At 72.7% G+C, this 24,516-nt stretch carries 18 protein-coding genes; 10 read left to right on the plus strand and 8 right to left on the minus strand.

Annotated elements, in window-relative coordinates; translation table 11 throughout:
• Positions 1–75: 75 nt before the first annotated feature.
• A complete protein-coding gene (locus ElP_RS32835) occupies positions 76–1,575 on the plus strand; it encodes a sulfatase (protein ID WP_145277524.1) in 1,500 nt (499 codons plus the stop codon).
• A gap of 62 nt (positions 1,576–1,637) precedes the next feature.
• Positions 1,638–2,564: an SMP-30/gluconolactonase/LRE family protein gene (locus ElP_RS32840; RefSeq protein ID WP_145277526.1), complete on the plus strand. Its 927-nt coding sequence runs from the start codon at positions 1,638–1,640 to the stop codon at positions 2,562–2,564.
• Between the two features lie 151 nt (positions 2,565–2,715).
• On the opposite strand, the gene ElP_RS32845 is transcribed toward ElP_RS32840, so the two are convergent.
• The 4 genes from ElP_RS32845 to ElP_RS32860 all read right to left on the minus strand — a co-directional run bounded on the left by ElP_RS32845 (position 2,716) and on the right by ElP_RS32860 (position 6,587).
• Positions 2,716–4,083 carry a hypothetical protein gene (locus tag ElP_RS32845; protein WP_145277528.1) on the minus strand — a complete coding sequence of 456 codons (1,368 nt, stop codon included), beginning with the start codon at positions 4,081–4,083 and terminating at the stop codon, positions 2,716–2,718.
• A gap of 210 nt (positions 4,084–4,293) precedes the next feature.
• Positions 4,294–4,848: a hypothetical protein gene (locus ElP_RS32850; RefSeq protein WP_145277530.1), complete on the minus strand. Its 555-nt coding sequence runs from the start codon at positions 4,846–4,848 to the stop codon at positions 4,294–4,296.
• Positions 4,806–5,318 (minus strand): RNA polymerase sigma factor, encoded by a 513-nt coding sequence (locus ElP_RS32855; protein WP_231749348.1) that lies wholly within the window; start codon positions 5,316–5,318, stop codon positions 4,806–4,808. Before ElP_RS32855 ends, ElP_RS32850 begins: the two co-directional genes overlap by 43 nt.
• A 234-nt stretch (positions 5,319–5,552) precedes the next feature.
• Complete coding sequence (locus ElP_RS32860) at positions 5,553–6,587, minus strand: methyltransferase domain-containing protein (protein ID WP_145277534.1); 1,035 nt, start codon at positions 6,585–6,587, stop codon at positions 5,553–5,555.
• On the opposite strand from ElP_RS32860, the gene tilS reads away from it, so the two are divergent.
• Both tilS and ElP_RS32870 read left to right on the plus strand, forming a co-directional pair.
• A complete protein-coding gene (tilS, locus tag ElP_RS40845; RefSeq protein ID WP_145277536.1) occupies positions 6,586–8,013 on the plus strand; it encodes a tRNA lysidine(34) synthetase TilS in 1,428 nt (475 codons plus the stop codon). The genes ElP_RS32860 and tilS overlap by 2 nt on opposite strands.
• A gap of 158 nt (positions 8,014–8,171) precedes the next feature.
• Positions 8,172–8,504 carry a hypothetical protein gene (locus tag ElP_RS32870; protein WP_145277538.1) on the plus strand — a complete coding sequence of 111 codons (333 nt, stop codon included), beginning with the start codon at positions 8,172–8,174 and terminating at the stop codon, positions 8,502–8,504.
• 25 nt (positions 8,505–8,529) lie between these two features.
• Here ElP_RS32870 and ElP_RS32875 read toward each other — a convergent pair whose 3' ends face one another.
• Positions 8,530–9,387, minus strand: coding sequence for an SIR2 family NAD-dependent protein deacylase (locus ElP_RS32875; protein WP_145277540.1), 858 nt, complete (start codon positions 9,385–9,387; stop codon positions 8,530–8,532).
• 178 nt (positions 9,388–9,565) lie between these two features.
• Between ElP_RS32875 and ElP_RS32880 the strand changes: the two genes are divergently transcribed.
• The 5 genes from ElP_RS32880 (at position 9,566) to ElP_RS32900 (ending at position 18,941) form a co-directional block, all read left to right on the plus strand.
• A complete protein-coding gene (locus ElP_RS32880; RefSeq protein ID WP_145277542.1) occupies positions 9,566–10,042 on the plus strand; it encodes a hypothetical protein in 477 nt (158 codons plus the stop codon).
• A 176-nt stretch (positions 10,043–10,218) separates the two neighbouring features.
• Positions 10,219–10,584 carry a DUF2237 family protein gene (locus ElP_RS32885; RefSeq protein ID WP_145277544.1) on the plus strand — a complete coding sequence of 122 codons (366 nt, stop codon included), beginning with the start codon at positions 10,219–10,221 and terminating at the stop codon, positions 10,582–10,584.
• A gap of 181 nt (positions 10,585–10,765) precedes the next feature.
• On the plus strand, positions 10,766–15,283 hold the full coding sequence (locus ElP_RS32890) for an AsmA-like C-terminal region-containing protein (RefSeq protein ID WP_145277546.1): 4,518 nt from the start codon (positions 10,766–10,768) through the stop codon (positions 15,281–15,283).
• A 185-nt stretch (positions 15,284–15,468) separates the two neighbouring features.
• A complete protein-coding gene (locus ElP_RS32895; RefSeq protein WP_197446553.1) occupies positions 15,469–18,402 on the plus strand; it encodes an FG-GAP-like repeat-containing protein in 2,934 nt (977 codons plus the stop codon).
• 140 nt (positions 18,403–18,542) lie between these two features.
• Positions 18,543–18,941, plus strand: a complete 399-nt coding sequence (locus ElP_RS32900) for a hypothetical protein (RefSeq protein WP_145277550.1) — start codon at positions 18,543–18,545, stop codon at positions 18,939–18,941.
• 94 nt (positions 18,942–19,035) lie between these two features.
• Here ElP_RS32900 and ElP_RS32905 read toward each other — a convergent pair whose 3' ends face one another.
• Entirely contained in the window at positions 19,036–20,124 is a 1,089-nt protein-coding gene (locus ElP_RS32905) for a DUF1559 domain-containing protein (RefSeq protein WP_145277552.1), read from the minus strand.
• 350 nt (positions 20,125–20,474) lie between these two features.
• Positions 20,475–21,272, minus strand: a complete 798-nt coding sequence (locus ElP_RS32910) for a protein-L-isoaspartate(D-aspartate) O-methyltransferase (protein ID WP_261344393.1) — start codon at positions 21,270–21,272, stop codon at positions 20,475–20,477.
• Between the two features lie 1,498 nt (positions 21,273–22,770).
• Between ElP_RS32910 and ElP_RS32915 the strand changes: the two genes are divergently transcribed.
• Positions 22,771–23,469, plus strand: coding sequence for a hypothetical protein (locus ElP_RS32915; RefSeq protein WP_145277554.1), 699 nt, complete (start codon positions 22,771–22,773; stop codon positions 23,467–23,469).
• Positions 23,470–23,956: 487 nt separating this feature from the next.
• Here ElP_RS32915 and ElP_RS32920 read toward each other — a convergent pair whose 3' ends face one another.
• Positions 23,957–24,505 (minus strand): hypothetical protein, encoded by a 549-nt coding sequence (locus ElP_RS32920; RefSeq protein WP_145277556.1) that lies wholly within the window; start codon positions 24,503–24,505, stop codon positions 23,957–23,959.
• Positions 24,506–24,516 lie beyond the last annotated feature (11 nt).

Here is a 24,516-nt window from a genome sequence, read left to right on the forward strand (position 1 = left end):
CGCCCCCGGCCGACCGCGTAGCGTGATCCGGCACGGCCCGGGGGGCGGCCTCCGGCACGGCAATCGAGGTTCAACATGGCGACACGACGAACCCTGACACGCCTGATCCTGCTCGCGGCCTCCCTGGCCTGGGTCGGGGCCTCGGGGGTCGAGGCGACCCCCCAGGAAGGAGACCGGCCGGGGCCGAACGTCCTGATGATCGCCGTGGACGACCTCCGGCCCCAGCTCGGGTGCCTTGGGGACCCGGTTATCAAGACCCCGAACATCGACCGCCTCGCCGCCCGGGGGGTCGCCTTCTCCCGGGCCTACTGCCAGCAGGCGGTCTGCAGCCCGTCCCGGACCTCGCTGATGACCGGCCGGAGGCCGGACACGACCCGCGTCTTCGACCTCCAGACGCACTTCCGGGACACCATCCCCGACGTCGTCACCCTGGCCCAGCACTTCAAGGCCAACGGCTACCGGACCGAGTCGCTCAGCAAGATCTATCACGGCGGCCTGCTCGACCCGGAGTCGTGGAGCGTCCCCCATTGGCGCCCGGACGTCCCGAACTTCGGCCCCGAGGGGCAGGAGATCCTCCGTCGGGAGCGGGCCAGGGCCAGGGAGTCCGGCCGGCCCCCGGTCGACCGCGTCCGGGGGCTGCCGACCGAGGCCCCCGACGTGCCCGACGACGCCCTGCCCGACGGCGCCACCGCCTCCGAGGCGATCCGCCGCCTCCGGGCCGCGAAGGATCAGGACGAGCCCTTCTTCCTGGCCGTCGGCTTCCTCAAGCCCCACCTGCCGTTCGTCGCCCCGAAGCCGTACTGGGACCTCTACTCCGCGTCCGACATCCGTCCCTCCGACAACCCCGAGCCCCCCGTGGGCGCACCGGACTACGCCCTCACGAACTGGGGGGAGCTGCGGGCCTATGTCGGCATCCCGAAGGACGGGCCGGTCGGCGAGGAGCAGGCCCTGGAGCTGGTCCACGGCTACTACGCCAGCGTCAGCTACATGGACGCCCAGCTCGGCCGGGTGCTCGACGAGTTGGACCGCCTCGACCTGGCCGACTCCACCGTCGTCGCCCTCTGGGGAGACCACGGCTGGAAGCTGGGCGACCACGGCGCCTGGTGCAAGCACACGAATTACGAGCGCGACACCAACGCCCCGCTGATCGTCAGCGTACCCGGCCGGTCGACCGCCGGGCGCGTCTCGGATGCGCTGGTCGAGTTCGTCGACCTCTACCCGACCCTGGCCGACCTCTGCGGGCTCCCCCTGCCCGAGGGCCTCGAAGGATCGAGCCTGGCCCCCCTGCTCGACGACCCGGATCGCCCCTGGAAGGCCGCCGCCTTCAGCCAGTACCCCCGGAATATCCCCGGCAAGGGCCGGGCGATGGGCGACGCGATGCGGACCGACCGCTACCGGTTCGTCGCCTGGACCCTGCCCGACGGCACCGTCGACGCCTTCGAGCTGTACGACCACCGGGACGATCCCCACGAGGATTACAACCTCGCCGCCGACCCCGCCCACGCCGACCTCGTTGCCCGGCTCGCCGCCCGGCTCCGAGACGGCTGGCGGGCCGCCAGGCCGCCGGAGCGGTAGGCAGGTCGAGATCGAACGCCAACGCCATCCCCGGTCCTCGGTCACGTGCCGGAGCCTTCGAAATGCTCTCCTTGCTGCTCTCCTCGATGCTGCTCGCCCCCCCCGCCGCCTCCCCCGCCGGCGTGGTGAAGCCCGGGGCGACCCTGGAGAAACTCTGGTCCGAGGGCGAGTTCACCGAGGGGGGCGCGGAGGCCGCCGACGGGTCGATCCTCTTCTCGGACATCGGCACGAGGATCATGCGGTTCGACCCCGAGACGAACGAGGTCACGGTCTTCCGATCCCCCAGCGGCCGGGCCAACGGCCTGATCTTCGCCCCCGACGGCCGCCTCGTCGCCGCCGAGGGCGCCAACACCGGGGGCAACCGCCGCGTCTCGATCACCGAGGTTGACGGCACCGTCCGCACCCTGGCCGACTCCTACCAGGGGAAGCGCTTCAACAGCCCCAACGACGTGGCCGTCGACGCCCAGGGGCGTGTCTACGTGTCCGACCCCCGATACGTCGGCGACGAGCCCCGGGAACTGGACGAGGAGGTCGTCTACCGGATCGACCCGGACGGCACCGTCACCCGCCTGGAGACGACCGCCACCAAGCCCAACGGCCTGGTCGTCAGCCCCGACGGCACGACCCTCTACGTCTCCAACAACGGCCCGGATCTGAAGGCCCTGCTGAAGCTCGACCTCGACCCCCGCACCGGGGAGGTCTCCAATCCGAAGAAGATCAAGGACTTCGGCAACGGCCGGGGCATCGACGGCATGACCGTCACGAGGGACGGCCTGGTCGTCGCCGCCGCCGGCTCCGGGCCGCTGGGCGGCGTCTACGTCTACCGGCCCGACGGCACCCCCGTCGACTTCATCGCCGTCCCCGAGAACCCCACCAACGTCGAGTTCGGCGGCCCCGACGACTCCACCCTCTACATCACCGCCGGCGTCTCCCTCTACCGGATCGAGACCACCCTGACCGGCTACCGCCCCGAGCCCCCGGCGAAGTGACGCGGGGAAACGACCCAGGACAACCTCGGGAACGGGCCGATTCCACACTTTCCGCTGGATTTCCGTCCTCGTCACCGCGAAGTTATCGTGATTCGTCGACGAGGCGGGCCCTGTGTCTGGCCGTCGCCGATGGCGACGGCCCCGCACCAGCTTACTTGCGGATCGTGATGCGGTAGGGCAATCCCGCTGGCCGGGCATCCGTCAGCTCCTCGGGGGCCTCCAGGATGGCCGAGTCGCCCTCAATGCGATAGGAGAAAGGCCCCCCCGAGATCGGGTCGCCCGGCACGGGAACGGCCGAGATGGCGTCGAGTGAGCTGGGCAAGGAGCCGTGCTCGGCGACGTGCATCCGAATTGCCTCGACGACCCTCAGGGCAGCGATCCGGCGCTCGAGTAGGGCCTGCGAGCGGTGGGCTCCGCGGACAGCCAGGATGACCTCGCCGAGGGCCCAGGGGACGGCAGCCGGGACGAGGATGTTCTTGGACTCCTCTGCGGTCTCGGGGGCAATCACCGCGTAGAGTCGGGCCGCGTCGGCATAGGGAAGGTAGGTGAGCTTATAGGATTCGTCGCGGACCTGCCTGTAACGGTCGACGATGAAACGGACGATCCGCTCCGCCTCGGATTCGGGAGCGGCCCCGTCCTTCGGTGCGAAGTGGCGCTCGGCCTGCGGCGTCAGCTCGGCGACGAAGGCGTCGAGTTCGGCCGGGACCCGTCTGTCCTCGACGTCGATGTCGTTCTCGGCCAGGAGCGGCTCCAGGGCCCGTAGACGCTCGTGCAGGCGGGCGAGCCGGACACGCCACTCGTCCTCGGTGCGAAGGTCATCGAGCCCGGTGATCTCGGGCACGACCCACTCGGCCATCGCCTGTTCGTTCTCCAGCGAGTCGCGGAAGTCGATCATCGGCCTGGGCAGGGCGGTCAGGGCCCAGTAGAGGTTCGGCGCGTCGGGCCGGGCGACCAGTTCCTCGATGCGGTCGACGAGGCTGTCGGCGGAGGCCCGACCGACGAGGTCGTTGATCAGGAACGGCCCCTCGGCCAGGTGGACGCTCATGGCCAGGCCCGTCTCGATCGTGCGGATCGCCTCGTCGAGGTCTCCCTCGGCGATCTCGAGCTTGGCCTTCAGCGCCAGCAGCCGGATCCGATTCCGCAAGGCCTGGGCGTCGGGCAGGAGGATCTCGATCGCGTGCTCGCGTTGCTCGGCCAGCGGATAGCTCCAGTCACAGTACTCCCGTCGCGCCGCGATCGCGAGCAGCTCCGGCATCGACCCGCCGCCGATCGTCCGAGCCTCGTCGATCGGGAATTCGTCGATCGGCAGGTCGATCCAGGCCTCATACTTCTCGCCGACTTGGCGCTCGAACTCGTCGGGAAGTTCGGCCAGGGTGCGGAGGTAGACCGGCGCCGCATCGCCGGGCGTCCGCTCGGCCGCCGTCGGGAAGAGGCGATGGCGTAGCGCCGGGACCGGCTCGGGCGCCGGGCTGAGGGCCAGAGGCCGGGGCTCGGGCCCGTCCTCGGCGGCAGCTCCCACCAGACTCACCGCGGAGAGCAGGAGCAGCGGACCGGCTCCAATCGACCAACGGAATATCCTGATGGAACGATCCATCATCATCTCCATTCCGTACGAGGATGCAGACCGCGACCCACGCGGGCCGCGAGGCGGACGACGATCGCTCCGCCGGGCGTGCCGGCCCGCGGCGGGGGCGATCGGTGATCGAATCGATCCGGCAAGGGGCCCGGATCAGAGGTCGAACGGCCCGCCCCTGCCGAAGGCCCGAAGTGGCGTCGGCGATGCTGAACCCGCCCCGGTCGGCTCGCCGATCGGGGCCGGATCGTCCGGTCGATCGGCGAGGGTGCCATCCAGCGACACGAGCCGGCGAGTCATGGCCAGGTAGCTCGACGCATCCAGGGCGACCGGCTCGATCGGCGGCGGGGCCACGGGCTCGGCCGCGATTTCCCGGGGATCCGGGGTCGACGACGTTCCCCACGATGGCTCGACCGATGCGTCGAAAACCCCGCCGCGAGCCTTCATCGCAGCCAGTTCGTCCCGGAGGGCGCCTTGATCGACGCGGGCGTCGATCAAGGCGACGACGAGTCCGATGGAGGCCAGTACCAGGCCCGCCGTCGCTCCCCGCCAAAAGCGTCCGCGAGCCTCGGCGAGGGCACCCGATCGGCCGGCCTCGAAGAGCATCCGATCGCGGTCGAGGCCGCCGGGGGACGGTCGCCAGCCGAGGAGGCGGGCCTCCAGCGGGGTCAGCGGTTCGTCGGGGCCTGGTCGGTCATCTCGGTCGGGCATGGTCCCTGTCCTTCGAGCCGATCGAGCAGGAGCGAGAGCCCGGCCCGGTAGCGCCGGTGGGCCGTGGTGATCGAGCAGCCGAGCAGCCCGGCGACCTCACCCAGGGTCAGGCCGCCCCAGATCCGGGCGACGATCACCTCACGGGTCCGGGGCTCCAGCTCGGCCAGCAAGGCGGCGGCGCGGCCGGCGTCGAGGCGGTCGTCGAGCGAGGAGAACCACGACTCGTCCCGGGCGGCCCGGGCCTCGCGATGCCGGCGGCGTCGGGCCGACCGGCCGCACGAGATCGCCCGGTTGCGGACGGCCCGGAACAGCCAGGCGGCGACGTGATCGGGCTCGGCTCGCAGGCGGGCCAGGGCGATGAACGCCTCCTGGACCACGTCCTCCGGCGCCTCCGACCACTGCCGGGCGTAGAGCACCAGGGCGGCGCCGTGCTCGTCGAACAGCCTCCCCAGCAGCTCCGGCCCGATCACCGCGATGGCCCTCCGCCGTTCGCGTGGGTCGTGGTCCTCGTCGCTCCTGGAGAAGACGCCACCGGGGGCCGGGTTTTCCGGGAGAGCCCGCGGTTTTCCGACGGTGGGCCGGCCGGGGTGGTGTTGTACCGAAGGATCATCGGGCCCGTCGCAAGGATACGCTTCGTCGAAAACGTGCGCTTGCGCCGAGCCGTCGTCCCGACGAGGTGGGTCGGGACGCGAGGTCGGGATGCCTCAAGCCCCGGCTCGCGTGCCGGCCACGTTCACGCCGCTGCCGATGATCAGGTCGCGGTCATAGGCCCAGTCGTAGAGGCGGCCGGCCTTCTGGGGACGCAGCTCGACGAGGTCGGTAAAGCCCTCCTCCTCGAACCACCGGCGCAGCTCGGGCAGCGTGTGGTGCGACTGGTAGGCCGGGGCGTACCAGTCGAAGTTGTCGCAGACCCGAAGGGTCCAGTCGGGGTGGTTGGAGAAGTTGAACACCTTGTTGAGCGTCCTGTTCAGGACCGGCACGCTCCCCAGCACGCCGAGCCCGGCGCCGAGGGGCTCCAGCACCCCGGGGGGGGTCCGGGTGGTGACGGTCCGGATCGCGGAATTGAGCCACTCCTGGGGCGGGGTGTTGCGGCGGTAGAGCCAGACCGCCAGGCGACCCCCGGGTTTCACGCGACGGGCGACCTGGGAGAAGGCGAGGCGGGGGTCGGGGCTGTGGTGCAACACGCCGATCGAGAAGACGAGGTCGAAGGCCGAGTCGACCAGCGGCAGGTCCAGCAGGTCGGCCTGGATGATCGCCACGTCGGGGAACTCGGCAGTCAGGCGCGCGGCCTTGTCCACGGCGTCGCTCAGGTCCACGCCCACCACCCTCGCCCCGAAGCCTCCCAGCAGCCGGGCGTACCGGCCCCCGCCGCAGCCGGCGTCGAGGACGAGTCGGCCGGAGAGGCCCCTCGGGTCGACCCCGGTCTTGGCCCGGAAGACGGCCTCGTCCTCCTCGTCGCGGGCCACGTCGTAGCGGTTCCACTGGCGGCCGAAGCTGGCGACGTACGCCTCCCCCGCCAGCCTCGGCACGCCGTCGGCGACCGGGAACGAGGCGGAGCAGCCGACGCATCGCAGGGCGGCGTCCCCCTCGGGGGCGAGTTCCAGGCGCCCCCGGCATCGGGGGCAGCGGAGCAGGGCGAGCAGTTCCGGGTTCATGCCCCCAGTATAATGGACGATCGCCCGGGCGGCCCGCCGCGGCCGATCCGCACCCCTCCTCGTCCCGGATCGGAGGAGAACCATGACGCCCATCCCCGCCTCGATCCCGGTCGATCGGGCCCGACGATTCCTCGATCGGCTCCGGGGCCGGACCGGGGCCGGGGCCGGGGCCGGGGCGATCGTGGCGGCCGTCTCCGGCGGGGGGGACAGCGTGGCGATGCTCCGGGCCCTGCACGAGGTGGCGCCCGGGCTGGGACTGGATCTGTCGGTCGCCCACCTGCACCACGGCGCTCGCGGGGAGGAGGCCGACCGGGACGCGAGGTCCGTGGCCGAGCTGGCCGAGGTGCTGGGCCTGCCCTTCGACCTCGGCCACTGGCGGGCCGAGCGGCCCGGCCACTTCGAGGCCGACGCCCGGCACGCCCGCTATGCCTGGCTCGTCGAGGTGGCGACGCGGCGCGGGGCGGGCCTGGTCGCCGTCGGCCACACCCGGGACGACCAGGCCGAGACGGTCCTGCACCGGATCATCCGGGGCACCGGCCCCCGGGGCCTCGCCGGGATGCCCCGGTGCCGGAGGCTGGCCGAGGGGGTGCTGCTGGTCCGGCCGCTGCTGACGACCTCCCGGCGTGAGGGCCGGTCGTACCTGGAGGCGATCGGCCAGCCCTGGCGGGAGGACGAGACCAACGCCGACCGGTCCCGGACCCGGGCCCGGATCCGGCACGAGGTCCTCCCGGTGCTGGAAGGGCTCAACCCGAGGGTCTCCGAGGCGCTGGTCCGGCTCTCCCGGGCGACCCGGGATGCGGTGTCCCTGGCCGACGACCGGGTCGCCGGCCTGGCCCGGTCGGTGCTGGTCGACGGCGGCCCCGGCGAGATCGCCTTCCACCGGGACCGCCTGGCCGGGCTGCCGGCGTCGGCCCGGGTCGAGGTTGTCCGGCTGGCCTGGAGGCGGGCGGGGTGGCCGGAGCGGTCGATGTCGGAGGCCCGATGGCGCCGGATCTCCTCGCTGGTGCAGGACGACCGCGGGCGTCACACGATCGGGGAGGGGGTGGACCTGCACCTCTCGCCGACGCTGGCCCGCCTGGTCCCCTCGGACGCCTCGGCCCCGCCCGTCCCCCCCCCGCCGTCGGCCCTGGCGATCCCGGGATCGGCGACCTGGGGGGGCCTGCGGTTCTCGGCCGAGGTCGACCCCCCGGCCGACTCGCCGGCCGACGAGCGGGTCGACCTCGACGCGGTCGACCCGTTCGACCACGGCACCGGCCCCCACCTGCTCGTCGGCCCTGGCCTGCCCGGCGACCGCTTCGGCCCGCTGGGCATGGGGGGCAAGTCGATGCCGATGGGAGACTTCCTCCGGGGCCGCCGCGTCCCGCCGGCCGACCGGGGGATGGTCCCCGTCGTCCGGGACCGCCGGGGCCTGATCTGGGTCGTCGGCCACCGGATCGCCGACCGGGTCCGGCGCACCGGGTCGACCCGTCGCATCCTCGCCCTCCGGGGCGGCCCGATCCCGCCCGGCTGAACCGGCCCGGGCCCCTGCCCGACGCCAGGGCACGGCCCCGATCGATTCCGGGAACAATTCTTTTGGAGCCGCCCGCCTCGATCGCTACGATGCGACCTGATCGGCCCGGGCGAACGAACGTGATCCCCGGCCGGCGACTCGAACGGGGGCGATCCACCGTGGGATGGTTCGGATTCGCGAAGAAGACGACGTACGTCATCGCCGTGTCCCGCGAAGGGCCCGACCGCCTTCGCCTCAACGGCAACCAGGTCACCCGGTCCCAGGTCAAGAAGAACGCCGCCTCGCACGACCAGACCGTCCTCTGGATGGAGGTCACCACCGGCGGCGGCCGGGTCGACCAGGGGACCGGCCCCGCCTCGACCAAGCTCCCCCCCGGGGACCTGGAGCGCCTCCAGCGCGACGTCCACCTCTCGACCGCCTTCAAGGCCATCGTCGAGGAGCTCGACACGGGCAAAGAGCACGCGAGCAAGTGGTACAAGTTCGCCAAGTGAGGGGACCCATCCCCCGGGGCTCGCGTCAGCCCCGGCCCGTCGACCCGATCCGCCGGTCGATCGCATCGAGGCCCTCGAGCGCCCCCAGCGGCAGCCCGACCTGGCCGTCGGGCACGTCGTCGTCCCGGAGGTTGATCCGGATCAGCGTGCCCCCGAGGTGCCTCGCGGCCCGCTCGCAGAGCAGGCGGACGGTGGGGACGACCTTGCCCGCGCCGCACTCGACGACCACGAGGGGGCCCTCGCCGATCGACAGGAGCCATGCCTCGAACCGGCGCTGCTGGGCGTCGGTCGCCGAGGGGTCCCAGTCCCCGTCGCCGAACATCAGGATGTTCGGCCTCGCCAGGCCGCCGCAACCGGGGCAGGACGGCAGCGGGTCGGCGGCCCGGAGGGCGTCGGCGTCGATCACCAAGGGAGAGGGCCCGGCGTCGAAGGGGCCGATGCCGCACCCCGAGACGCACTGGAGCCGCCCGATCGCGCCGTGGCATTCCAGGACGCGGTCGTCGGGGAAGCCGGCCTTCTGGAAGTGGCCGTCGACGTTCGAGGTGTAGACGAAGCCCCCGGCGGGCATCCCCTCCATCCACCTCCGGAGGATGGCGAAGCCCGGGTGCGGCGAGGTGGCCCGGTACAGGTTCGACCGATGCCCGTAGAAGCCCCAGGCGAGGGCGGGGTCCTGGCGGAACCATCGGGGATTGGCCAGCTCGAAGAAGCTCAGGCCGAGGCGCTCGGCGGCCGGGTAGGCCCTCCAGAAGCCCTCCCGGCCGCGGAAGTCGGGGAGGCCGGAATCGACCCCCATCCCGGCACCGGCGCCGACGAGCAGGGCCCCGGCGTTGGCCACCGCCTCGGCGGCCCGGGAGATCGCGGTGTCGTCGAATCGGACTGCCATCGCGGCCCGGTCCTCCGGGATCGGCCAATGATCCGGGGTCGAACGGATGATTCGATCTTACCGGCCGGGCCTCTCCCCCGCGATTTCCTCGCGCGGAAACGGGGCGGAGTTTGCTGATTGCGGGGCCGGATCAGCTAAACTAGAAATCATCCATATCCCCGATCCCGGGAGGACAGGCATGGCGACATCTCCAAACAACGGCTCGCCCACGAGCAAGACCGACTTCGTGAACGCGTACCTCGACGGCAACCCGACGGGCGGCGCGAAGGCCGTCAACGAGGCCTGGGCCGCCGCCGGCCACGAGGGCAAGATCAGCGACACGCTGGTCCACCGCCTCCGGTCCGAGAAGGGGCTGACCGGCAACCGTCCCCCCGGCCGGGAGCCCGGGTCGGGGAACGGCACGTCGGCACGGTCGCCCGCCTCCCGGGCCAGGCCCGCGAGGCGACGGGGGCGACCGTCCCGATACTCCCCGGCCGCCGACCGGCCCGCGACCAAGGCCGCCCCCCCGCCCCCCCCCCGGTCGGCCGCCGAGGACGGCGGGCTGGAGGCCGAGTTCGACCGCCTGCTCTTCCGGGTCATGGGCCTCGGCATGCCCGACGTCGAGGAGGCCATCCGGCATGCCCGACGCCTGCTGGTCCTCCGCGAGGGCCGCTGAGCCCGGGTCGACGCCGCCGGCGCCCCGGCCCCGGGTCCCTCGAATCGGGGGGTGCCCGGGGCCGTCCGCTTCCGGCCCGACTCCCCCCCCGGTTACGATACCCGGGGAGGGTCCGCCCCTCGGCTCGGCCCCGGCAGGCCGATCGAGGCGGGGCGACACGGGGGAGAGTTCGGGCCATGGCCAAGAACGTGCTCGGCGGCAACCTGGAATCCTGCGGCACCGACCCGATGACCGGGTTCTTCCGCGACGGCTGCTGCCACACCGGCGCCGACGACGTCGGCATCCACATCGTCTGCGCCGAGCTGACGGCCGAGTTCCTCGAATTCTCCCGACGCCGGGGCAACGACCTGGTCACCCCCATGCCCCAGTTCGGCTTCCCCGGGCTGAACCCCGGCGACCGCTGGTGCCTGTGCGTCGAGCGATGGAAGGAGGCGCTGGAGGCCGGGGTCGCCCCGCCGGTCATGCTGGAGGCCACGCACATCTCCACCCTGGAATTCGTCTCGCTCGAAGACCTGAAGGCGCACGCCCTGGACCTGGATTGAGTGGGATGCTCGGGGGCCTCCCGCCCCTCCCCTCGGTCGCGATTGACCGGATCGGTCCCCCGGGCTAGGATGCCCGGCCCCATCCGAGCGACGGCACCGAGGCGATCGGACCCGGACGCCCCTCCACCCCAACCGATCCGCCGCCCCTCGCGACGAGCGGGGCGGTCCGAGCGTGCCACCCATGCCCGACTCGACGCGACGATCGCGGTGGACCCGGCGCGTGCCGCTGCCGCTGATCCTGCTCGCCGCCCTGGCCTTCCGGCTGCTGGCGGCCGGGGCCGTGCAGCTCTACACCCATCAAAAAGGGCTGCTCGGCGTCTTCGGCGACACGACGATCTACTGGCACCTCGCCGAGGCGATCCGGACCGGCTCCCCCTACGTCGTCGACCAGTGGGGCCACCCGCACTACGCCCTCCGCACCCCCGGCTACCCCGCCTTCCTCGCCGCCTGCCAGGCCACCTTCGGCGAGCACGCGGCCCTCGGCGCCCGGGCGGTGCAGGCGGCGATGGGGGCGATGGGCGTCGGGCTCGTCTACGGGCTGGTCGCCTCGATCTGGAGGCGGGGGACCGAAACCGACCGCCGACGAGCCCGGGCGGTCGCCACGGTGGCCGCGGCCCTGGCGGCGGTCGAGCCCTACTCGGTGGGCCTGTCGGCGCTGCTGCTGTCCGAGGCGCTGTTCGTGCCGCTGATGCTGCTGGCGCTCTGGGGGCTGGCGGTGCTCTGGAGGCCGAGGCCGAAGGACGGCGCGGGGGACGCCCGGCCGATCGGGCCGAGCGGCCCCAGTTCGGTGATCGTCGCCGGGCTGACGGGCCTGGCGGTCGGGGCGGCGATCCTGGTCCGGCCCTCCTGGGCGGCGTTCGTGCCGGCGGCCCTGCTGGCCTGGGTCGCCTGCGAGCGGACCCGGAGGGCGGTCGGCCTGTCGGCGGTGGTGGCGGTGACGATCGCGGCCACCATGGCGCCCTGGTGGATCCGCAACGAGCGGGTCCTCGGCCGGTTCGTGCCGACGGCCCTCTGGGTCGGCGCCAGCCTCTACGACGGCCTGAGCCCCGACGCCACCGGCGCCAGCGACATGACCTTCCTCGAGGACCCGGGGATCCGGGCCCTCGGCGAGGTCGAGCAGGACGCCACCCTCCGCCGCCTCGCCGTCGACTTCGCCCGGGAGCACCCCGGGCGGGCGCTGGAGCTGGCCGCCCGCAAGGTCGGCCGCTTCTGGAGCCCCTGGCCGAACGCCGACGAGCTGTCGGCCCCCGGCGTGGGCATCCTCAGCGGCGTGGCGACGATCCCGGTCTTCGCCCTGCTCGCGGTCGGGCTCTGGGACCGCCGGCGAGACCCCAGGGCGCTGGTCCTGCTCGTCGGGACGCTTGTTTATTTCTGCCTGCTCCACGCGGTCTTCGTCAGTTCGATCCGGTACCGCCTGCCCGGCATGATCCCGGCGATGGGCGTGGTGGCGGCCGGGGTGGTCCGGCTGGTGGGCGGGCGGTTCGGCCGAGACACGAAGCGGATGGTGGCCTGGGCGGTGGTCGTGCCCGTCTCGGTGCTCGTCGGCGGCGGCTGGTATGCCGTCGGCCACGCCACCGACGGCTCGGAGCTGGCCCGGCTGGTCGAGCGCGAGTCGGTCCGGCTGCTGCCCGGCTCGGTGGTGCAGGTCGGCCGGGTCAAGCTGCGGCCGATCGCCGGGACGGCCACCCTGGAGCAGGTGCGGGTCCACCAGGGGCTCGACGCCCCGGCCGGGCCGACGATCGAGGTCGGCTACCTCGCGCTCCGGTACGACGTGGCGGCGCTCCTGAAGAAGCAGTTCCGCCCGAGCGAGGTGGTGGTCGCCCAGCCGACCCTCCGCCTCGGCCGGCGGCCCGACGGCTCCTGGAACCTCCAGGGCCTGCTGGCCGACCCCTGGCCACTGCCCCCCCCCGAGCAGTTGCCGAAGGTCCAGGTCCGCAACGGCACCGTGCTGCTCGACCGCGGCGCCGGCTCCGTCGCCGTGCTCCGGGACGTGGCCCTGGAGCTGGACCCGCTGTCGGACGTCACCTACCGGATCGAGGGCTCGGCCCGGGGGGACGGCTTCGAGCGGCTCGACCTCTCCGGCACCTTCGACACCCGGTCGCATCGCGTCACCCTCGACGGCGGCGGGCTCGTCCGCCTGGAGCTGGGGGACGCCCTGAAGGCCCGGCTCCCGGCCGAGTGGCACCCGGCCTTCGAGCGGCTCGGCCTCTCCGCCGGCGAGCTGGACGTGCGGGTCGAGCGCCTGGTCCTCGACCCCGGCGCCCCCGATGGGCCGCTGCGAGACCACGAGCTGGACCTGATGGTCCGCTCCGGGACCTGGGCCTGCCCGGACCTGCCGTTCCCGCTCAGCGAGGTCGAGCTGCTGGCGACGATCCGGGACGGCTCGGCCGAAATCGAGTACGCCAAGGGCTCCTTCGGCAACACGACGATCCGGGCCGCCGGCTCGGTCGACGCGACCGACCCCGCCTCCGGCCCGCTCGACCTGCTGATCGAGGCCACCGACCTGGAGATCGGCGACCGTCTCAAGGCCAAGACGCCCCCCGATCTGCTCGGCATCTGGACCGAGCTGAAGCCCGGCGGCCGGACCGACGCCTACCTCCGGGCCGTCCGGGATCGGCCGGGGGGCGAGGTGGGGGTCGGCCTCACCCTGGACCTCAAGGACGTGTCGATCACCACGGCCGCCTTCCCCTACCCGCTGGAGCACCTCTCCGGCCGGGTGGTCTGGGAGGGGGAGCGGGTGACGATCGCCCCCCCCGGGCTGCGGACGTTCATCGGCAACCGGGAGGCCCGGTGCTGGGGGACGATCGACCGCCCCGGCCCCGACTGCGTCGTCTCGCTCGACTTCGAGATGGGCGCCCTGCCGATCGACGAGACGCTGCTGGCCGCCCTCACCCCCGAGGTCCGCGAGGTGCTCCGCCAGTTCCAGCCGAGGGGGACCGTCCGCGTCGCCCACGGCCACTTCGAGCGCCGGCCGCCCCCGACGCCCGGCGGCGAGGAGACGGTCGCGCTGTCGGCCACGCTCGACCTCGGCCAGCCGGACGGCGCCGGCGGCTTCGCCTTCACCTGGGAGGGGATGCCCTACCCGATCACCAAGGTGAAGGGACGCCTGGTGATCATGCCCGACCGCTGGATGTTCCGGGACCTCGTCGGCTACAACGGCCTGGCCCGGATCGAGTGCCCCGAGGGCGTCGTCCGCCAGGTCGGGCCGAACTCCTTCGATGCCGAGCTGACCCTGCTCGCCTCGGATCTCCCCTTCGACGAGCAGCTCCGCCGCGCCATGCCGCCCGAGTGGCGGGCGACCTGGGACCTGCTCAACCCCACGGGCAAGGCCTCGCTCGACGCGGCGATCCGGGTCGAGGGGAACGAGAATCACGCCCGGCTCGCCGTCCGGCCCGACCCCGGCACCTCGATCCGGCTGAAGTTCACCCCGGCCCCGGTCGAGCCCGGGGGGCCGAGCCCCCCCCCGTTGGAGCTGCCGGCGATGGTGGGGATCGACGGCTCGTTCGTCTACGACGACGGCCTGGTGACGATGGACGAGGTCTCGTTCCAGTTCCGGGGCTCCCCCGTCCGGTTCGGCACCGGCTCGGTGGAGCTGGAGCCCGACGGCCGCTTCGGCCTGTCGATGACCGACCTCCGGGTCGCCCGCTTCCGGCTCGATTCCGAGCTGCGCAAGCTGATGCCCTCGGTGATGGCCGAGTTCGCCCGACGCCTGGACGAGAGCCGGCCGATCCCGACGATGCGGGGCGACCTCCGCCTCGGCTGGTCGGGCCGGCCCGGGGATCCCGCCTTCGTCGAGTGGGAAAACGGCCTGGTCGTGCTCGACGGCCAGACCATCCGCGCCGGGATCCCGCTGGAGTCGATCCACGGCCGCCTCGCCGGCTTCTCCGGCCGGTTCGACGGCCGGGCCCTCAGCCTCAGCGGGCTGGTCGACCTGGAGAGCCTGATGATCGCCGGGTTGCAGGTGACCCGGGTCCGCTCCCCGCTGGTCGTCGACGGCGACTCGGCCGCGATGGAGGCGATCGAGGGGGACCTGCTCGGCGGCCGGCTCACCGGCCAGGGCCGGATCGGCCTGGACGAGGAGCCGGAGTACGCCGCCACCCTCGCCGTGCACGACGCCGACCTCGCCGAGTTCACCAAGACCCTGCCCGCCAAGCAGAGCTTCCGCGGCCTGCTCTCGGGCATGATCGCCTTCAACGGCGTCGGCGCCGACCCCCGGACCCTCAGCGGCCAGGGGGACTTCCGGATCTCCGAGGGGGACCTGGGCGACCTGCCCGTCGCCCTCCGCTTCTTCAAGGTGCTCAACACCCTGGACATCGCCGCGCCGTCGGACTCCACCGCGTTCGACACCGCCGAGGTCGCCGTCCGGGTCGAGAACGGCCTGGCCTACCTCGACCCGATCCAGCTCTCCGGCGACGCCATCAGCCTCCGGGGCGGCGGGACGATGGACCTCCGGGGCCAGCTCGACCTCCGCCTCCGCATCCTCTACGGCCGGAACGGCCTCCGCATCCCCCTGGTCAGCGACGCCTTCCGGGAGGCCGGCGGCCAGATCGCCGACATCCGGGTCAGCGGCCCCGCCTCCTTCCCGAACTTCACCCCGGTGCTGCTGCCCGGCGGCCGCCAGATGCTCCGATCCCTCGGCAGCGGCGTCTTCAACTCCTCCCGGGGCGACGACCGCCCCCCTTCCACCCTCCGCCGCTGACGGGCCGCCCGCCGTCAACGGGCCGTCGCCGCCCTTGATCCCCCGCGTCTCCCCGGTTACTCATGGACACCCGGGGACTGGACACCCGGGGACGTCCGCGATCGGGGGCCCGCCCCGCGTGCCCCGAGACGCTCGGGGCGATCGCACCGGCTCGGGGCCGAGCCCGTTCGGCCAGGGGGGCGGCGATGGCGGTCGGGGGTAACGGAGCCGGGCACCGGGCCCGCCGGCTGGGGGGCGCCCTCTCGGGGGCGGCCGCCCTGGCCGCGCTCGCGATCTGGGCATTGCGGCCGTCGGACGCGCAACGCTGGTCGGCGATCGAGGCGGCGGCCTCGGCCCGGCGATGGGACGAGGCGGCGCCCCGGCTCTCCCGCTGGGTCGAGCGGCACCCGGACGACTCCCGGGCCCGGGTCATGCTGGGCGCCTCGCTGCTGTCCCTAGGCCGGGAGGATGAGGCGGACGACGTGCTCCGGGTCATCCCGGAGGGCGACCCGGCCTGGCCCCGGGCGCTGGGGCTCCGGGCGGCCCTGGCGATGGGGCGGTCCGACCGGCTCGGGGCCGAGCAGGCCCTCCGGGCCGCGATCGATGCGGACCCGACGGCCGTCGAGCCCAGGGCCCGGCTGCTCGGCCTGATGTTCCGGCTCCGCCGGGAGGAGGAGGCCCGGGGGCTGCTCCGAGACCTGCTCCGGCTGACCGGCGACCCCCGCCACCTCGTCTCGCTGACCGGCCTGGAGCTGGAGCACCGCCAGCCGGAGCAGTTCCGCGACCTCGGCGACGAGGGGGACCGGCTGCTCCGCCAGCTCCGGCCGTTCCTGGAACGGTCCCCCCGGGACCCCTGGCTCGTCCGCGCCCGTGGCCTCATCCGATACGAGCGGGGCGACCCTGCCGGGGCCCTGCCCGACCTCGTCGCCGCCTCCCTCGCCACGGCCGACGACCCGGCCCTCCGCCTGGCCCTGGCCGGGTGCAAGGCCGCCCTCGGCCGCCCGGAGGAGGTCGAGCGGGCCCTCGGCCCGCTCCCCGAGCAGTCCGCCGAGCAGGCCCGATGGTGGCTGCTCCTCGGCGAGGCGGAGCAGGCCCTCGGCCGACCGGAGCAGGCCCTCGACCGCTGGCGATCGGCCGTCAAGGCCGACCCCCAGCACTTGCAGGCCCACTACACGCTCGGCCGGGCCCTCGCCCGGGCCGGGCTCGACGAGGAGGCCGCCCCGGTCCTGGGGCGGGCCGAGGTGATCCGGGGGCGGACCGAGGCCCTCAAGGCGGCCGTCAACGACAGCCTCTCCGGGGTCGACGACGCCGGGCAATGCCTGGCCATCGCCCGCCTCTGCCTCGACTCCGACCTGCCCGCCCTGGCCCGATCCTGGTTCCAGCAGGCCGCCCGGCTCGACCCGTTCGACCGAGAGGCCCAGTCGGCCCTCGCGCGTCTCGGCACCGGCGGGCCCGATCCCGAGCCGATCACGCCCCCGAGGCTCACGGCCGAGGTCGTCGACGTGTCCGCCCCGGGGCCGTCGGCGGCCGCCCCTCCCCCCGCCCCGTCGGTCGCCCGGTTCGAGGACCAGGCCGAGTCCCGGGGGCTCGCCTTCCGCTACGACAGCGGCGCGACCGACGACCTGTTCATCGCCGACACGATGGGGGGCGGCGTCGGCCTGATCGACTTCGACGGCGACGGCCGGCTCGACGTCTACCTCGTCAACGGCTGCCCCCTGCCGGTCGACCACCACGACCCCCCGGCCCCGAACCGCCTGTTCCGCAACCAGGGCGACGGGACGTTCGCCGACGTGACCGAATCGGCCGGCGTCGGCGGCCGGGGATACGGCATGGGATGCGCCGTCGGGGACATCGACGCGGACGGGGATGAGGACCTGTTCGTCAGCGGATTCGGCTCGACCGTGCTCTATCGGAACGAGGGCGACGGCACCTTCACCGACGTGACCGAGGCCGCCGGCGTCCGGTCCGACCGCTGGAGCACCGCCGCCGGCTTCGCCGACCTGGACGGCGACGGCGACCTGGATCTCGTGGTCGTCACCTACGTCGAGGCCGATCCCGGGACGGCCCCCCCCTGCACGGACTCCTCCGGCCGGCCGATCCACTGCCCCCCCGGCCGGTTCCCGGCGCAGGCCGACCTCCTCTTCCGCAACGACGGCGACGGCACCTTCACCGACGTCTCCGCCGAGTCCGGGATCGAGGTGCCCGACGGCCGGGGGCTCGGCCTGGCGATCGCCGACCTGGACGGCGACGGCCGGCTCGACCTCTTCGTGGCCAACGACGCCGTGCCCGACTTCCTGTTCCTGAACCGGGGAGGGCTCCGGTTCGAGGAAGTGGGCGTGGCCGCCGGGGCCGCCTTCGACGGCGCCGGCCGGGCGACCGCCAGCATGGGGGTGGTCGCCGACGACCTGGACGGCGACGGCCTGATCGACCTCTACCACACCAACTTCCGCAACGAGCCGGACACCCTGCTCCGCAACCTCGGCGGCGGCCAGTTCGCCGACGCCACGCCAGGCTCGGGGCTGGAGGCGCCGAGCCTGGCCGTCACTGGCTTCGGGGCGTCGGCCTTCGACGGCGACAACGACGGGATCCTCGACCTGTTCGTGGCCAACGGGCACGTCGACGACCAGCCCTGGATCGAGGCGCCGATGGCCCAGCCCCCCCGCTGGTACGCCGGGCTCGGCGGGGGCCGGTACGCGACCGCCCCCGCCGGGACGGCCGGGGCCTACTTCGACCGCCGGGTCGTCGGCCGGGGGTCGGCGAGCGGCGACCTGGACGGCGACGGGCTGGTCGACCTGGTGGTGGACCACCGGGACTCCCCGGCGAGCCTGCTCCGCAACGTCACCCCCGGGCCCGGCCACTGGCTGGGCGTCCGGCTGATCGGCTCGGCCTCGGGGCCGACCCCGGTGGGCGCCCGGGTCTCGTGCCGGGCCGGGGGGCGGACGATTGCCCGCTGGCAGACCGCCGGGACCGGCTACCTCTCCGCCCCCGATCGGCGGCTCTGGTTCGGCCTCGGCGACGCGGGGGAGGTCGACGAGCTGGAGATCCGCTGGCCGTCCGGGGCCGTCGAGCGCCACACCGGCCTCGCCGCCGACCGGGTCGTCGAGTTCCGGGAGGCCGGCGGCCCGACATCCGGCCCCTGAGGGACCGGGCCCGCCCCGCCCCGCCGCCGGGGCCCGCGCCCCGGTTGCAATGCCGGGCCCATTTTGCCAAGCTGAACCCCACATCCCCACCCGTCAAATCGATCGGGATGTTCACCCCTATGAATCAGGAGCATCGAAGCATGGCGATCAGCCGAAGACGCCTCGGGGCCGTGGCCGCGGCGGCCCTGCTCGCGGCCGGTACGGGATGCGGCGGCGGCAGGCCGAGTGTCGACACGGGCACGGAGGAGGTGATGGTCTCGGGGAAGGTGACGCTGAACGGCAAGCCGGCCACCGGCACCATCTCGTTCGACCCGTCGAACGTCGAGCGCAAGAACGCCGCGGCGCGGTCGACTCCGATCAACGAGGACGGCTCCTACACGATCACCACGCTGATCGGGCAGAACCGGGTCAGTTTCTCGGGGCCCGAGATCAGCAAGAACCCCGACATCCTGAACGCGGCCTACATGCACGACCTCCAGGCCGGCGAGAACAAGCTCGACTTCGACCTGCCGCTCGACGAGGGCCTCTCGGGGGGATGAGGCCCGCGAGGACGCCCGAAGGCCGGCCCGGGGATCGATCGGGCCGGCCTTCGGATCGGGGCGCCGCGTCGGCCGTCGGGCGACGGCCCTCGGGTCAATACTGGTCGGCCGAGACGACCTCGCCGCCGGCCCGGCTGCCCAGCGCCCACCAGACGGTGGCGGCGACGCTCTCCTTGATGAACCGGACCGAGCCGTCGGCGAAGCAGACGTTCGTGCCGCCGGGGTGCCGGCTGGAGGCGGTGTACGCCCCGCCGGAGTCGCCGCCCCAGCGCGAGGTGCTGTAGTTGCAGCTATGCTGGTTCGGCGTCATGATGTGGTTGTAACGCGAGTGGCCGAAGCCGCCGTTGTGCCAGTACGACCCGTAGGCGTAGAAGTTGGGGCTGAAGACCGCCCCGGGGGTATAGGGGCTGACCTGCCGGCACTGCTGGTAGAAGAGCTGGGGGCTGTTCAGGTCGACGGTGTTCGCCGGCTTGTCGATCTGGACGGGCGTGGCCGAGGGGCGGGTCAGGTCGGGGACCGTGGGGTTGGCGAACCAGCCGATGCCCTTGACGCGTTCGCTGAACGCGGCGGTGTTGCTGGTGCCGTCGCGGATGTCGGCCAGCTTGACGATCGGCTTCTGCTTGGCCTCGTTCGCGCTGCGGGGGGTCGTGAACGGGGCCTGCCCGTCCGGCGGCCGGCCCGACCAGCCGAAGAGGCCGTTGAAGGCGCCCGTGTTATTCCAGTCGTAGAAGGCGGCCGGGGCGTTGCCGGCGTTGGCCGCATAATTGTTGTGGCCGTCCGGGCTGGTCAGCCGGTCCTCGTCCGAGGGGCACTGCAGGAAGCTGAGCGTCGCCCGCTGGGCCGTCGTGTTCGCCAGCAGGGCCGGGTTCTGCAGCGCGTAGCCGAAGTTGAGGGCGCTGTAGATGGTGTACTGCTCCATGTACGGCGACATCAGCGCCATCGACGACCACTGGTTCCACTGGTCCGGCCCGTCGCCCCAGGGCAGCGACTGGACGGCCGATTCGTAGTTGTGCAGGGCCAGGCCCAGTTGCTTCAGGTTGTTGGTGCACTGGGCGCGTCGGGCCGCCTCTCGGGCGCTCTGCACGGCGGGCAGGAGCAGCGCGATGAGCACGCCGATGATGGCGATGACGACGAGCAGCTCGATCAGCGTGAAGCCGGAGGGATTGCGGCGAAATCGGGTCATATCGGTTCGCTCCTCCTGAGAGCGGTGACGGCGCCCCCGCGAATGCAAGGGCGCCGGGAGCCGACCCGCCCCGAGACAGAATGGGGCGGGGCCGCACGGGGGCGGCAGGTCAGGATCGCACGACGGGACGGTGCAAGGATCGAGAAATTGATGGGAAATGATCCTGGTCTGAGATTCTGTCAACCTCCGCCGCCATTGCCAAGGAAAATCCACCCCGTCTTGCAAAAAATGCCGACCGAATCGAACTGTTTCGCGACGCTCCAACACGGGTCAGATCGGCGAGCGGACCTCGGCGCGGCCCGGGTCGGGGACGGACATCGCGGCGACCCCTCGGGCGACTCCCGGGCCGGTCATCGGTCGGGCCCCCCGGCCCCACGGGCCTCGCCGGTCATCGGCACGAAGGCGACCGGGGCGATCGAGCGTCGGGTGGTCGAGCCCCCCTCGTCCTTCTCGATCAGGATGAGCTGCTGCCCCAGTTCGTCCCCGACCGGCATCACCAGGCGTCCCCCCGGGGCGAGCTGCTCGACCAGGAGGGGCGGGACCTCGGCCGGGGCCGCGGCGACGACGATCAGGTCGAACGGCGCGTGCTCGGGCCAGCCCCGGTAGCCGTCTCCGTGGCGGACGGCCACGTTATCGTACCCGAGCCGGCCGAGACGCTCCCGGGCCGAGTCGGCCAGCTCCTCGTGGATCTCGATGCTGAAGACCTCCCCGGCCAGCTCGGCGAGCACGGCGGCCTGGTAGCCGGAGCCGGTGCCGACGTCGAGGGCGCGGTCCCCGGGCCCGGGCCCGGCCAACTGGGTCATCAACGCGACGATGTACGGCTGGGAGATCGTCTGGCCCTGCCCGATCGGCAGCGGGCGGTCGGCATGGGCCTGGTCGCGGAGCCCCTCGGGGACGAACTCGTGCCGGGGGACCCGGGACATCGCGTCGAGGACCCGGGGGTCGGTGATGTCCCGGGCGCGGAGCTGGCGATCGACCATCGACGCCCGATCCCGGGCGTAGTCGCCCGGGTTGGCGGCCCCTTCGGGTCGGGGCGTCGCGGGCCCGGCCGGGACGCAGCCGAGGACGACCGCCAGGCCGATGAGGGCGGCGATCGGGCCGATCGGGATCGAGATCGCGGTCGAGAGGGCCGGGTTGAGGGGGATCATGGGGTTGGCTCCATCGGGCTGCTGTCGGCCTCGGGGGCGTCCGGTCTCCGAGCGACCTCGACTCCCACCGGGAGGCGGGGGGTGGCGTCCGGACGGCTCCCGGGGAGGCGCGACAGACCCCGGGCCGATGGGAGGGGAGCCGCCCGACGCCCGGGGCGACCGCGCCCGGGCCCCCGATCGACTCGGGTGCGACCGTCGTGCCGCCGGCGGCCCGATCTCCCCTGGGATGGGGAGGCCGGCCGTCCCGGGTCGGGCCCGGCCCCGCGTCCCTGCTCCTCGCCGACCTCCCCTCCCGGGGCGGGGAGACCCGGGTGCGTGGCACCGACCCCTCGGGGGCATCGCCCGGAGGGGTCAATGCCCGGGACGATCGCGGCCGGTGCGCCGACGATTCGGCCGGACGTTCGCCACAACCTTCTTCCCGGATTGGCATTCGGGAAACCGAATTGGGTTCACTCCGCGCGAGGCGCACCGGCCGATCGGCTTCGTTTCGCGCCGGGATCCGGGGGGCCGTCCCGCCCGGGCCGGATGCCTCCCCCCACGGCCCGGACGGGGAGGGTCGTCTGGGACGGTGCATCGGGGCGCACCGGCCCGGTGCGCCCCGGTGCGCGCGGGACCAAACAGCAATAGGCCTTTCGCAGAAAAGAGTTACGCCGATCGAAATGGCTTCGCTCCGCACAACGACGCGCCCGGGATTGGGTTCGTTTTGCGCGACGGGTGCGGGACCGGAGGCCCCTGCCCCGGGAAAGGGCCCGGTCGCGGGTCGTCCCGGCGATCGGGGAGGGCTCCGAGCCGGTCGGAATCGGCTCGGTGCGCCCCGGCGCGGCCGGGGCGTATGACACATCCCTCGCTTTTACAGGGGGTTGCATCAGCAGAATTGGGTTCGCTCCGCGCACGGCACGCCGGCCGATTGGCTTCGTCTCGCGCCGGAGCCGGAGTACTCGGGTGGCGTGTCCCCGCGGTCGAGGGTCCGGCCCCGGCGCGATCGGGTGCGGAGCCGCCGGGGTCCCGGTCCCGGTCCGATCGAGGGACGAGGAGGGATCGAAGGTGGTCCAGGAAGCCTCGGGGTCGTCGGCCGGCACGAGAGGGCTCCGCGCAAGGGAGGACAGCGGGGCCGACCGTCGGCCCCTCCCCTATAAGATCGTGGCCGGGGGCGATTCCAGTCACACAATCCGTACCGATGGAGGAGACGGCCGGCCGGGCGCGGATCAGGAGGCCTTCGGGAGCCGGAACAGGCCCCGGGCGTTCTCCTCGAAGACGCCGGGGTGGTCGGGCTCGTCGAACAGTGGCCGGACGAAGTTCGGTTAGATGCCGATGGATGTGAAACAATTCTCTATCTTGACTCTCCCGTGTTCTCGGTGCTGCCGGCTCGTTACCGACCCGGCTTCCATGCGAAATCCCGACAGCACGAAGGACCACCGCGCGGGCCGGAGTGCGTGGACCACCGGGAATGCGGGAGAGCCGGTAATTGACCCGTCCATCTCGCGGAGGAGGGCACGCGGTGGCCTTTTGCCAATCCCTGCAATTCGAACTGCCCGATTCGTTCCCGCTCGAACCTTGGGAAACTCTCCTCGACCTCGGGAGGATATTCAAGCCGCAGCAGCCGGAGGCGTGGGGTGATCTCGCAAGTGCCATGATCTCGGTCGCCTACCGCTACAGGTCGTGTTGCGAGGCACTGGATTCGATCGTCGATGGATGGGATCCGAATCTGCGGAGAGGGCTCGAATATTTCGAGGCAGGATACCGGCAACAACGGGGCCTGTTCTCATTCTTCACATGCGGCGTTGCCGCGATCGAGAGCGGGACCTACGCCTGCCACGTCTACGCCTGTCAGCGTGGGATCCTCGACTGGACCGATGAGAGGGCCCGCCGCTCAAACTCCGACCCGCTCAAGCTTGCGAGGGCACTCGGCGCCGTCCTCCCTGAAAATCACCCGCTGCCAGTCTCATTGAAGGCGATCTCTGCTTCGGGGGAATGGAAGCGGTGGAAGGACTTCCGCAATACGTTCTCGCATCGATCGGTGAAGAGTAGATCCAGCACCGGCTCCATCGGCGGGACGCCACCCGCCCGTAAGATGTTCGACTACGGATCGACCTGGAGCATGCCGGAGCTGGTGGGCGACGAGTCGGTGTTGAGGGTGAAAGTTGAATGGATCGAGGAGCGACTCAGGACGGTCCTGGTCGAAGGGGCGAGGCTTTAACTCGCCCCGGATCTGACAGCGTTCCCGTGGGATCAGCAAGGAAAGGTGATCTGGAAAGTTCGCCGGTTACCGGCTCTCCCGCACTCCCGGTGGTCCACGCACTCCGGCCCGCGCGGTGGTCCTTCGTGCTGTCGGGATTTCGCATGGAAGCCGGGTCGGTAACGAGCCGGCAGCACCGAGAACACGGGAGAGTCAAGATAGAGAATTGTTTCACAATCGGAGGCCCCGCAGGGCCGTGCGTCTCGGTCGCCGACCCCTCACCCCGGCCCTCTCCCCGCGAGCGGGGAGAGGGGAGAGGGGGACGGATTCCGGCCCTCGCCCCCGTCCTCGGGGGAGAGGGCGGGCGCAGCCCGGGTGAGGGGGGATCAGACGACGTGCGAGCCGCCGTGTCCACGCGATGGCCCCTCATCGGATCGATCGAAGGGCCCGCTCCCCACGTGTGGGGAGCGGGGGCCGGAGTCGGGCCCCTCGGGGTGGTCCTCCGGCCTCAGTCCTCGACCCGGGTCATCTCGAAGGCGTGGGTGCCGGAGGGCTTGCCGTCGAGATAGCCGGTCCACTCGCCGGTGTAGTGGTCGGCGTCGTGCAGGAGCAGGCGGCCCTCGTGCATGTGCATATCCTTGGCCGGATCGAGGTTGGAGCCGCCGTCGAAGGCGAAGACGAGCGCCTCGGGGGAGGAGGCGTCCTGGTCCAGGATCACCCGGGGCTGGTTGCCGGCGGCGCAGTAGTGGGTCATCCGCAGCTGGTCGCCGTCGAGGTGGTAGACCGAGAGCATCTCGTACTCGGTGCCGGGGCCGTAGGTCTCGACCACGGCGCTGTCATTGGCGGTCAGGCGATAGGTGATGACGAAGGAGTTCTCCCCGTCGCGCTGCTCCCACGTGCCGACGAGGGACTTCAGCAGATCGAAGGCGGCCGGGGCGTCGATCCCCTTCTTCGCCTGCTCCGCACCCTCCGGCTCGTCGGCCGGTGAGGTCGAGGGGAAGGCCAGGGCGAGCAGCATCGCGATCGCGGCGAACCGGAGCGGGCGGAGGGCGGACATGGTCGGGGCTC

Origin of the sequence: Tautonia plasticadhaerens, from assembly GCF_007752535.1 — a bacterium.
GTDB classification, from domain to species: Bacteria; Planctomycetota; Planctomycetia; order Isosphaerales; family Isosphaeraceae; genus Tautonia; species Tautonia plasticadhaerens.